Below are 10,622 nucleotides of genomic sequence, written 5' to 3'. Positions count from 1 at the left end.
CTACCCCCCCCCCCCCCCCCCCCCACCTCCGGATCGCCCTCGCACCACATTGCCTTTCACCGCCGCGCGGCACATGCTGGCGGGATGCAACTCTACCTTCCCATCGCCGAGGTTTCGGTCAATCTGATCCTGCTTCTGGGCCTCGGCACGCTCGTGGGCATGCTGTCGGGCATGTTCGGGGTCGGCGGCGGGTTCCTGATCACGCCCCTGCTGTTCTTCATGGGCATCCCCCCCGCCGTGGCCGTGGCCACCGGGGCCAACCAGATCGTGGCAAGCTCGGTCTCGGGCGTCATGGCGCATCTCAAGCGCCGCACGGTGGACCTGCGCATGGGGGTGGTGCTGCTGGCTGGTGGGCTCGGGGGCTCGGGCTTCGGCGTCTGGGTATTCAACATCCTCAAGGAACAGGGCCAGGTCGATCTGCTGGTACGCCTTGCCTATGTCATCTTCCTCGGCATCATCGGCGGGCTGATGTTCGTCGAAAGCCTGCGCGCCCTGCGGCGGTCGAAATCCGGCGCGCGGCCCAGGCGTCGCAGTCACGGCTGGGTCCATGGCCTGCCATTCAAGATGCGCTTCCGGGCCTCGGGGCTCTATATCTCGGCGATCCCGCCGCTGGCTGTCGGCGCGGCGGTGGGCGTTCTGGCGGCGATCATGGGGGTCGGCGGCGGCTTCATCATGGTGCCCGCGATGATCTACCTGCTGGGCATGCCCACCAAGGTGGTGATCGGCACATCGCTGTTCCAGATCATCTTCGTGACCGCCTTCACCACGCTTTTGCACGCCACCACCTCGCAGACCGTCGACATCATCCTCGCGCTGGCGCTGATCGTCGGAGGTGTGCTCGGCGCGCAGTTCGGCGCGGTGGTCGGATCAAAGCTGAAGGCCGAGCAGTTGCGCATCCTGCTCGCCGGTCTTGTCCTTGCGGTCTGCTTCAAGCTGGCCCTCGATCTGTTCCTCACCCCGGACGAGCTTTTCGTCATCGCGGAGGGCGGCTGATGCGCCGCAGCCTCGCCCTGCTCGTCTCGCTGTTTCTGCAGACCCAGCCGACGCCGGCCGCCGAAGACGTCGTGCTCGATCTCAGCAGCGACACGGTCTCGATTTCGACCAATTTCGACGGTTCGGAAATCCTGATCTACGGCGCGGTCAAGCGCGAAGACGCGATCCCCCTGGACAGCGACCTCGATGTGGTGATCACCGTCGAAGGCCCCTATGTGCCGCTGACCGTGTACCGCAAGGACCGCGTGCTGGGGGTCTGGGCCAATACCGACGCGGTCGAGGTCGACCTCGCGCCCTCGTTCTACGCCATCGCCACGTCCGGCCCGTTCGGCGCGGTGCTCAGCAATGTCGAGGACCTGCGCCATCACGTCTCGGTCCCGCGCGCGATCCGCTCCGTCGGCGCGCCGGACAGCGTCGAGAATGCCCAGATTTTCACCGACGCCGTGATCCGCATCCGCCGCGAAGCCGGGCAATACCTGCTGCGCGAAGGCGATGTCACCGTGCGCGAACAGACGCTGTTCTCCACCCGCGTGCAACTGCCCGCCAACCTCACCGAGGGCCGCTACCAGACCCGCATCTTCCTGACCCGCAAGGGCCGGGTGGTCAGCCAGATCGCGCGCGACATCGAGGTGCGCAAGATCGGTCTCGGGCGCTGGCTGTTCAACCTGTCGCAGAACCAGCCCCTGATCTACGGTCTGCTCGCCGTGGCGATCGCTCTTGCCGCGGGCTGGACTGCCGCCGCCGCCACCCGCCTGCTGAGGTCCTGATGTCCAGACCGCCTGCCCCGCGCCGCGCCGACTTTGCCGCCTTCGTGCCGATCCAGACGCGCTGGGACGACAACGACGAATACGGCCACATGAACAACGCCACCTACCTCGCGCTGTTCGATACCGCGCTGAGCTATTGGCAGCTCGACAACGGTATCGACATCCGCGGCCCGGATGCCAGGCGCTTCGTGGTGGTCGAGAGCGGCTGCCGCTATTTCCGCGAGCTGGGCTTTCCCGACGCGCTTGCGGCGGGCCTGCGCATTGCCCGCATCGGAGGATCGTCCTGCCGCATCGAGGTGGCGCTGTTTCGCAGCGGCGACGAGACTGCCGCCTGTCTGGGGCACTTCGTCCAGGTGCTGCTCGGTGCCGATGGCCGCCCGATGCCGATCCCGGATCCGCTGCGCGACACGCTGGCGCGGATCTCGGTCTAGGCAGACCTGCGCGGTTCGAGCCGCGATCACCGCCCCGCCCAACCCCGCCCCGGACCCCGATCCGTCCCTCACACCCACCGGAGCACACCTTGAACGCCTGCCCGCGGGATGGCGCAGCAACGCCCGGGCCGGGCGCTTGATCCCCGCCAGATCCTTCGACAGCACAGCCCGCTCACAAACGGCCCCACAGCGCCAGCCCACCGGGGCGGGCAGGCGCTGGCGCGGCGGCTGCAAACAGCCTTGTCCCGCGCCCCTCGCGCCGCCACCCGCGCCCCGGCCCCCGACCGGGGCCCCGTGACACCGGCGCAGGCCAGACCTCAGCCCTTTTCGTGGAAATACCCGTAGATCCGCTCTGCCAACGCCTCCGACACCCCCTCGACGGCCCTCAGATCCGCCAGATTGGCGCGCCCGACCGCCTTGGCCGATCCGAAATGCGCCAGCAGCGCGCGCTTGCGCGATGCCCCCACGCCCGAGATCTCGTCCAGCGGGTTCTTCCCCATCGACTTCGCCCGCTTGGCCCGGTGGGTGCCGATCGCGAACCGGTGCGCCTCGTCGCGCATCCTCTGCACGAAATACAGCACCGGATCGTTGTGCCTCAGCGCGAAGGGCCGCGTCCCCTTGCGATGGAACTCCTCCTTGCCCGCATCGCGGTCGATGCCCTTGGCCACGCCCACCATCGGGATGTCCTCGACGCCGTATTCGGCCATGATCCCATGCACCGCCGAGACCTGCCCGGCACCGCCGTCGATCAGCAACAGATCCGGCCACAAGCCCTTGTCGCGGTCCGGGTCTTCCTTCTGAAGCCGCTTGAACCGGCGCTCCAGCACCTCTTTCATCATGCCGAAATCGTCGCCCGGCACCACATCCTCGCCCTTGATGTTGAACTTGCGGTACTGGCTTTTCAGGAACCCCTCGGGCCCCGCCACGATCATCGCGCCGACGGCGTTGGTGCCCTGGATGTGGCTGTTGTCGTAGACCTCGATCCGCTCGGGCACCGTGTCCAGCCCGAAGGCCTCGGCCAGACCCTTCAGCAGCTTGGTCTGGGTCGCCGTCTCGGACATCTTCCTTGCCAGGCTTTCTCGTGCATTGCGCGCCGCGCCCTCGACCAGCTCTGCCTTCTCACCGCGCTGCGGCACGTTGATCTCGACCTTGCGGCCCAGCTTGTCGCTCAGCAATTGCTGCATCAGATCGGCGTTCTCGATGCCGTGGCTCAGGATCAGCTGGCGCGGCGGCTCCTTGGTGTCGTAGAACTGGCCGATGAAGGCCTCCATCACCTCGGCGGCATCGACGTCGTCGCCGACCCTCGGATAGAAATCGCGATTGCCCCAGTTCTGGTTCGCCCGGATAAAGAAAACCTGCACGCAGGCCTGCCCGTGTTCCATGTGCAGCGCGATGATATCGGCCTCGGACACGCCCTTGGGGTTGATGCCCTGCACCGACTGCACCTGCGTCAGCGCCCGGATCCGATCGCGGAGCGCCGCCGCGCGCTCGAACTCCATGTCCTCGGACGCGGTCTGCATCTGCGCCGCCAGCGTCTCCTGGATTTGCGTCGTCCGCCCCGACAGGAAGCGTTCGGCATCGCGCACCGTCTCGGCATAGTCGGCCTGCGAGATGCGCCCGACGCAGGGCGCGCTGCAGCGCCGGATCTGGTGCAACAGGCAAGGCCGTGTGCGGCTCTCGAACACCGAGTCCGAGCAGTTGCGCAGCAGGAACACCTTCTGCAACTGGTTGAGCGACCGGTTCACCGCGCCCGCACTGGCGAACGGGCCGTAATAGGACCCCTTCTCGCGCTTGGCGCCGCGATGCTTCTTGATCTGCGGGAAATCATGATCGCCGGTCACGAGGATGTTCGGAAACGACTTGTCGTCGCGCAACAACACGTTGAACTTCGGCTTGAGCTGCTTGATCAGGTTCTGTTCAAGCAGCAGCGCCTCGGTCTCAGTGCGCGTGGTCAGGAACATCATCGACGCGGTGTCGGCGATCATCCGTGCGATGCGCCGCGAATGACCCGCGGGCCGCGCGTAGTTCGACACCCGCGCCCTGAGGTTGCGCGCCTTGCCGACATACAGCACGCGGCTCTGCTCATCCAGCATCCGGTAGACGCCGGGCGATGTGTCCAGCGTCCGCAGATAGGCCTGGATGCAGTCATGCCCGCGCAACGGGGCGGTCTGGTCGCTGTCGGATTTGGTCATCGTCGCTCGGTTGGGTGACCCTGACGGGAAGGTCGGGTTCCTGGGTTGATTCTGTTCGGTCGCTGCAATTGTCACAACATTGTTTCAACCTGTTTAACATCCACCGATCCTGTGGATAAACCTTTGGGCAAAATCCACATGTCGTGAAATTATTCTTTGTTTTCGGTGGCCTTGTCGGTTTGCCCAATTTTTAGGCACAAATTCAAGCCCTTGAAATTGAACGAAAGAATTATGCTGCGCCTGCAACATCCTGAATTCTATCGCGTTTCCGTGATCAAGCCGCCGATGCCGCCCGGACCCGTGCATAACTTGACACAACGTCACCTATTCAAGCCCGATCACATCCGGCGTCTGCCAGGCCAGATGCTGTCCGCCGTCGACACACAGAAGCTGACCGGTGATGGCGGGCGAATCGTACAGATAGCCCAGCGCCGCGGTGATATCGTCGGTATTCGCGCCCCGGCCCAGCACCGTGGCGGCGCGCTGTCGGGCAAAATGCGTATCGCTCTGGCGGCCGCCCTGCAGGGTCGGACCGGGACCGATGGCGTTGACCCTGACCCGCGGTGCCAGCGCCTGCGCCGCGGTCTGGGTAAACGCCCAGAGCCCCATCTTTGCAATCGTGTAGGTCATGAATTCCGGTGTCAGCTTGCGCACCCTCTGGTCGATCATGTTGACCACCAGACCGCGCGCCACCGGCTCTGAATTGGCATCGGCCACCGGGGCCGGAACCTGCGCCGCCAGCGCCTGTGTCAGCACGAAGGGCGCGCGCAGGTTGCTTTCCAGGTGCCGGTCCCAACTGGTGCGCGTCGCGCTCTCGATGTTGTCATATTCGAAGATCGAGGCGTTGTTGACCAGATGCGTGATCGGCCCGCCAAGCGCCTCTGCGGCGGCGGGCATCAGCCCCTGCACCGCGTCTTCGTCCAGAAGGTCCGCGGCCACCGTCGCGGCCTTGCGCCCCATGTCCCGGATCTGCGCCGCCAGCGCCTCTGCGGCGACCTCCGAGGTGTTGTAATGCACCGCCACATCGCAGCCACGCCCGGCCAGATACAGCGCCATCGCGCGGCCAAGACGGTGTCCGCCGCCGGTCACGACGGCGCGGGGTTGATCGGTATCGGTCATGCACGCATCCTCTGGGGTCGTCAGCTCAATACGTAACCCACATAGCCCAGATACAGCAGCGACAAGATCACGCCCCAGCTGCGCGTCAGATCGCGCTTCATCAGCACGAAGGGCACCAGCAGCAGCGACGCCCCCAGCATCACCCAGAGGTCGAAGCGCAGGATCTCCGCATCCACTTCAAGCGGCGCGATCAGGCTGGCGATGCCGATGATGGCCAGCAGGTTGAACATGTTCGACCCGATGACGTTGCCCAGCGCCACGTCCGCCTGCTTGCGCAGCGCCGCCGACACCGTCGTGGCCAGTTCCGGCAACGAGGTGCCCAGCGCCACCAGCGTCAGGCCGATCACCGTGTCCGAAACGCCGAAGCGCGACGCGATCTCTCGGGCGCTGTCGACCAGCAGGTCGGCGCCCAGCGGCAGGCCGACAAGGCCCAGCGCCAGAAACAGCAGGATCTTCCACCAGCGCATCTCGGGGTCCGCGCCTTCCAGGTCCTCCTCCTCGTCGGCCTGCGCCGCGATGCCGTTGCGATGTCTGAGGCTGTCGCGGAATGCATCGCCCAGGATCGCCATCAGCGTCGCCACGAGGATCAGCCCCGCGATCCAGTCGAACACGCCGCGAAAGGCCAGCCCGATGAACAGCAGCGTCGCCGCCAGCATGATGAAATAGCTCTTGCGGGTGTCATGCGCCGATGTGTGCATCACCGCCAGCATCGCCGGGATTCCCAGTACCAGCAGCACATTGGCGGTGTTCGATCCGACGACGTTGCCCAGCGCGATGCCCGGCACCCCGTCAAGCGCCGCGTTGACCGAGATCAGAAGCTCGGGCGCGGAGGTGCCGAAGGCCACGATGGTCAGGCTGACGATCAGCGCCGGAACCCCCAGCCGCAGCGCCAGGTTCACCGCACCCTTGACCAGCGCGTCGCCCGCCAGCAGCAGGATCGCCAGGCCCAGAAGGCCGGACAGGTAGACCATCATCCGCGCGTTCCCTTGCCGCAGGGGCATGGCCCCTTGCCGATCCGGAACCGTCCGCAACTCTTGCACTTGCGGTCGGACAACTGCTTGGCGCCGGGCACCCTGAGCTTGCCGAACATGGCCAGCACACCCATGAACACCAGAAACAGAAGGACAATCTTGACGATCACGTCACAGACCAAACCGCGCGAACGACGCGCGTTCTTCGATCTGCTGATAGGCGCTTTCGGCGACATTGGCCCCGAACCGGCTCAGCAGCGACTTGCGTTGACCATAGCGGCGCAGTTTCACATCCTCGCCGAAACGCTTTTTCAACACCTGGTCGAGATGCCCGATACCATCCGCCAGCCCGACCTCGACGGCGCTTGCCCCCAACCAGATCTCGCCTGTGAACAGGTCGGGATCGTCGGTCAACTTGTCGCCGCGCCGGGTCTTCACCTGGCCGATGAAATTTCCGTGCAGTTGCTCCAGAAGCCGGTTCAGCCGTTCGACGTCTTCTTCCTTCTCGGGGCGGAACGGGTCCATCATCGATTTCGATTCGCCCGCCGTGTGCACGCGCCGCTCGATGCCCTGCCGCTGCAGGAAGACATGCGCGCCGAAGCCAGCCGAGATCACCCCGATCGAGCCCAGGATCGAGCTGTCGTCGGCATAGATCTCGTCCGCGGCGCTCGCGATCCAGTAACCGCCCGATGCCGCCACGTCCTCGACAAAGGCAAGCACGGGGACCTTCTTGTCCTCTGACAACCGCCGGATGCGCGCCGCGATCAGCGACGATTGCACCGGCGATCCGCCCGGCGAATTGATCTCGAGCGCGACCGCCTTGGGTTTGCCCCGGCTGAACGCCTTGTCGAGCATATCGGCAACGGACCGGTCGGACAGGCTTGCCCGGCCCATGCCGATCGCGCCCTGCATGCGCACCACCGACACCACGGGTCCGCGTTTCAAATAGGTAAGTGGGTTCTTCATGCCTTGGACTTAGATCGCGCGCGCCCGGTAAACAAGGGGCCGCACCGCCGAGGTTGCAGACCATTGCACCGCCGCCAGTATGCCTTGGCGTCAGGGCCGCCCCGTCGCCTGCCCGTCGCCTGCCGCCCGTGGCGCCCGTGGCGCCGACCCCTCGCCGTCAGCCCGCCCGCGGACGGCAAAAGGCCCCGCCGGGGCAGGGCCTTTCAGACATTCGTGTAGCGAACCGGATCAGTCCTCGGCGCGGGACTTGATCGGCTTCCACAGGCGCTTGTTGGTCAGGTACAGCAACACCGACAGGATCGTCAGGAACACGACGCCCAGAAAACCGGCCTGCTTGCGGGCCATCATCTTGGGCTCCGCGGTCCACATCAGAAAGGCCGCGACGTCCTTGGACTGCTGCTCGATCGTGGTCTCGATCTCGGCGTTGGCATATGCCACGTCATCGCCGTAAAGCGGCGGGGCCATCGAAATCCAGCCGCCCGGAAAGGCGGTGTTCTCGTAGAGGATGGTCCCGGCCTGCTCTTTTTCCTCGCCGGTATACCCGGTCAGCAACGAGGCGATGTATTCCGGACCTCCCATGCCCTTGAAGAACTGGTTGATGCCCAGGCCGTAGGGGCCGTGGAACCCGGCCCGTCCCTTCGCCATCAGCGACAGGTCCGGTGCGCCCACCGCCGTGTTGGCGGGGAAGTTGTCGGTCGGGCGCGCGGGGCGGAAGTCGTCCAGCTCCGGATCGAAGACCTCATAGGTCTGCGACGCGTAGGCCAGCACCTGCTCTTCGGAATAGCCCAGGCCGCTCTCGTCCCCGAGCGACCGCAACGGCACGTAGCGCAGGCCGTGGCAGGCCGAACAGACCTGCGTGTAGACCTGCAGACCGCGCTGCAGCTGGTTCTGGTCGAATGCGCCGAACGGACCCTCGAAGGAGAAGTCGTAGTTTTCGACATGACCCTCTGCACCGGCGGCATAGGCACCGCCGGCAGAAAGGCCCAGAGCCACGAGGGCTGAAAGTGCGAGTTTCTTGAACATCACGTTTTCCGATCCTTTCTTATTCGGCCGGAGAAACCGAGGGGATGGTCTTGGTGCCACCCGTCGCGGATTTGTGGGCTTCGAAGTCGGCCTCGATCGTATCGGGACGCGGCAGCGGCTTCTCCAGCACGCCCAGAAGCGGCAGGATCACCAGGAAGTAGGCGAACCAGTAGGCCGACCCAAGCAGTGCGATGTAGGGATAGATCCCCTCGGCGGGCATGGCGCCTGCCCACATCAGTACGAAGAAGTCGATGACCAGAAGCCAGAACCACCACTTGAACTGCGGACGATAGCGGCCCGACCGGACCGACGACGTGTCCAGCCAGGGGGCCAGCGCCATCACCGCGATCGCGCCGAACATGGCGATCACGCCGAAGAACTTCGCATCGATGATGCCGCCCGAGATCCAGCTTGCCGCGATCACCACCCAGACATCGCCGTCAAAGGCGCGCAGGATGGCGTAGAACGGCAGGAAGTACCATTCGGGGACGATATGCGCGGGCGTCGCCAGCGGGTTCGCCTCGATATAGTTGTCCGGATGCCCCAGGAAGTTCGGCATGAAGCCCACGACGGCAAAGAACACCGCCAGGATCAGCGCCAGCGCAAACAGGTCCTTGATCACGTAGTAGGGCCAGAACGGCACGGTGTCCTTCTGCGCCTCGGCCTTCGATCCGCGGCGCACTTCAACACCCGTGGGGTTGTTGTTGCCGGTGGTGTGGAAGGCCCAGATGTGCACGATCACGAGGCCCAGGATCAGGAAGGGCATCAGGTAATGCAGCGAGAAGAAGCGCGTCAGGGTGTAGTTGCCGACCGCCGGTCCGCCCAGCAGCCAGGTCTGGATCGACTCGCCGATCAACGGGATCGCGCCGAACAGACCGGTGATCACCGTGGCCCCCCAGAACGACATCTGGCCCCAGGGCAGAACGTAGCCCATGAAGGCGGTGCCCATCATCAAGAGGTAGATCAGGATGCCGATGATCCATGTCACTTCGCGCGGTGCCTTGTAGGACCCGTAATACAGCGACCGGAAGATATGCGCGTAGACCGCCACAAAGAACAGCGACGCGCCGTTCATGTGGATATACCGCAGCGCCCAGCCGCCGTTGACGTTGCGCATGATATGCTCGACCGAGGCAAAGGCCATGTCCGCATGCGGCGTGTAATGCATCACCAGCGTGACGCCGGTGGCGATCTGCAACACCAGCGTGAAGGTCAGCACGATGCCCCAGATCCACATCCAGTTGAGGTTCTTGGGGGTCGGGATCATCAGCGTGTCATACAGAATTCCGACGATCGGCAGCCGCTTGTGCAGCCACTTCTCTCCGCCGGTCTTCGGTTCGTAATGGTCGTGCGGGATACCAGCCATGTTTTTCTCCCTTAACCGAGCAGGATCGTGGTTTCGTCGACGAATTCGGCGGTCGGCACGGGCAGGTTCTCCGGTGCGGGACCGCGGCGAATACGCCCCGAGGAATCGTAGTGCGACCCGTGACAGGGGCAGAACCAGCCGTCGTAATCCCCGGCACCGTCGCCCAGCGGCACGCAGCCGAGGTGGGTGCAGACACCCATCATCACCAGCCAGCGGCCCTCTTCGTCGAGGGCGCGGTTTTCGTCCGTCGCCGCGGCCTCACCGGGGATGTTGGCGTTGCGCGCCACCGGATCGGGCAGCGCCGAGACGTCGACGCCGCGCGCCTCGTCGATCTCGGGCTGGGTGCGGTTGCGGATGAACACCGGCTTGCCCAGCCATTTCACCGTGATCTGAGACCCTTCCGAGATGCCGCCGATATCCACCCGGATGGTCGACAGCGCCCGCACGTCGGCGGATGGGTTCATTTGGTTCACGAGGGGCCAGACAGCCGCGCCCGTGGCGACAGCACCGGCACCGGCAGTGGCATAATAGAGGAAGTCCCTCCGGGTGCCTGCGTGATCTTCTGCATTCGACACGAGGTGTTCTCCGTTCTTGCGCCGGATGACCGGCAAGACGTGCGGACCCACAATTTGGTCCATCAGGAATCTAGGGCGCTGAATAACGGCACTGTGCAGAGCCGTCCAGAACACAAAGGCGGGAGATCGCAAAAAGGGGCTTTGTGTCGCGCCAAAGCGATCATACATGCATGCGAGGACCCTTCAAGCTGAACCGGTCGGTTCGGAAACGGGAAAAAA

At 65.0% G+C, this 10,622-nt stretch carries 11 protein-coding genes; 3 read left to right on the top strand and 8 right to left on the bottom strand.

Annotation, left to right across the window (positions count from 1 at the left end; translation table 11 throughout):
• The first annotated feature begins 84 nt into the window (after positions 1-84).
• The 3 genes from ACXYMN_RS16620 to ACXYMN_RS16610 are packed head-to-tail and all read left to right on the top strand — an operon-like array spanning position 85 to position 2,191.
• Positions 85-993: a sulfite exporter TauE/SafE family protein gene (locus tag ACXYMN_RS16620; RefSeq protein ID WP_459014780.1), complete on the top strand. Its 909-nt coding sequence runs from the start codon at positions 85-87 to the stop codon at positions 991-993.
• Positions 993-1,760 carry a TIGR02186 family protein gene (locus tag ACXYMN_RS16615; protein ID WP_459014779.1) on the top strand — a complete coding sequence of 256 codons (768 nt, stop codon included), beginning with the start codon at positions 993-995 and terminating at the stop codon, positions 1,758-1,760. Before ACXYMN_RS16620 ends, ACXYMN_RS16615 begins: the two co-directional genes overlap by 1 nt.
• On the top strand, positions 1,760-2,191 hold the full coding sequence (locus tag ACXYMN_RS16610) for an acyl-CoA thioesterase (RefSeq protein WP_459014778.1): 432 nt from the start codon (positions 1,760-1,762) through the stop codon (positions 2,189-2,191). The genes ACXYMN_RS16615 and ACXYMN_RS16610 overlap by 1 nt, the downstream gene beginning before the upstream one ends.
• A 317-nt stretch (positions 2,192-2,508) precedes the next feature.
• On the opposite strand, the gene uvrC is transcribed toward ACXYMN_RS16610, so the two are convergent.
• The 8 genes from uvrC to petA all read right to left on the bottom strand — a co-directional run bounded on the left by uvrC (position 2,509) and on the right by petA (position 10,403).
• Positions 2,509-4,383 (bottom strand): excinuclease ABC subunit UvrC, encoded by a 1,875-nt coding sequence (gene uvrC / locus ACXYMN_RS16605; protein WP_459014777.1) that lies wholly within the window; start codon positions 4,381-4,383, stop codon positions 2,509-2,511.
• 324 nt (positions 4,384-4,707) lie between these two features.
• Complete coding sequence (locus ACXYMN_RS16600) at positions 4,708-5,502, bottom strand: SDR family oxidoreductase (RefSeq protein WP_459014776.1); 795 nt, start codon at positions 5,500-5,502, stop codon at positions 4,708-4,710.
• A 20-nt stretch (positions 5,503-5,522) separates the two neighbouring features.
• Positions 5,523-6,476 carry a calcium/sodium antiporter gene (locus tag ACXYMN_RS16595; RefSeq protein WP_459014775.1) on the bottom strand — a complete coding sequence of 318 codons (954 nt, stop codon included), beginning with the start codon at positions 6,474-6,476 and terminating at the stop codon, positions 5,523-5,525.
• Positions 6,473-6,643, bottom strand: coding sequence for a hypothetical protein (locus ACXYMN_RS16590; protein ID WP_459014774.1), 171 nt, complete (start codon positions 6,641-6,643; stop codon positions 6,473-6,475). Before ACXYMN_RS16590 ends, ACXYMN_RS16595 begins: the two co-directional genes overlap by 4 nt.
• 1 nt (position 6,644) lies before the next feature.
• Positions 6,645-7,439 carry a S49 family peptidase gene (locus ACXYMN_RS16585; protein WP_459014773.1) on the bottom strand — a complete coding sequence of 265 codons (795 nt, stop codon included), beginning with the start codon at positions 7,437-7,439 and terminating at the stop codon, positions 6,645-6,647.
• A gap of 228 nt (positions 7,440-7,667) precedes the next feature.
• Complete coding sequence (locus tag ACXYMN_RS16580) at positions 7,668-8,462, bottom strand: cytochrome c1 (RefSeq protein ID WP_459014772.1); 795 nt, start codon at positions 8,460-8,462, stop codon at positions 7,668-7,670.
• Between the two features lie 19 nt (positions 8,463-8,481).
• A complete protein-coding gene (locus ACXYMN_RS16575) occupies positions 8,482-9,828 on the bottom strand; it encodes a cytochrome b (protein ID WP_459014771.1) in 1,347 nt (448 codons plus the stop codon).
• A gap of 11 nt (positions 9,829-9,839) precedes the next feature.
• Entirely contained in the window at positions 9,840-10,403 is a 564-nt protein-coding gene (gene petA, locus ACXYMN_RS16570; protein ID WP_459014770.1) for a ubiquinol-cytochrome c reductase iron-sulfur subunit, read from the bottom strand.
• Positions 10,404-10,622: the final 219 nt, after the last annotated feature.

The organism is Roseivivax sp. CAU 1753, assembly GCF_054482575.1.
This window is presented reverse-complemented; position numbering and strand designations above follow the sequence as displayed.

Bases quoted from the DNA above. Each gene is read 5' to 3' on its own strand.
- ACXYMN_RS16595 (WP_459014775.1), bottom strand. From the start codon at position 6,476: ATGATGGTCTACCTGTCCGGCCTTCTGGGCCTGGCGATCCTGCTGCTG.
- ACXYMN_RS16585 (WP_459014773.1), bottom strand. From the start codon at position 7,439: ATGAAGAACCCACTTACCTATTTGAAACGCGGACCCGTGGTGTCGGTG.
- ACXYMN_RS16615 (WP_459014779.1), top strand. From the start codon at position 993: ATGCGCCGCAGCCTCGCCCTGCTCGTCTCGCTGTTTCTGCAGACCCAG.
- ACXYMN_RS16620 (WP_459014780.1), top strand. From the start codon at position 85: ATGCAACTCTACCTTCCCATCGCCGAGGTTTCGGTCAATCTGATCCTG.
- ACXYMN_RS16575 (WP_459014771.1), bottom strand. From the start codon at position 9,828: ATGGCTGGTATCCCGCACGACCATTACGAACCGAAGACCGGCGGAGAG.
- ACXYMN_RS16600 (WP_459014776.1), bottom strand. From the start codon at position 5,502: ATGACCGATACCGATCAACCCCGCGCCGTCGTGACCGGCGGCGGACAC.
- ACXYMN_RS16610 (WP_459014778.1), top strand. From the start codon at position 1,760: ATGTCCAGACCGCCTGCCCCGCGCCGCGCCGACTTTGCCGCCTTCGTG.
- uvrC (WP_459014777.1), bottom strand. From the start codon at position 4,383: ATGACCAAATCCGACAGCGACCAGACCGCCCCGTTGCGCGGGCATGAC.
- ACXYMN_RS16580 (WP_459014772.1), bottom strand. From the start codon at position 8,462: ATGTTCAAGAAACTCGCACTTTCAGCCCTCGTGGCTCTGGGCCTTTCT.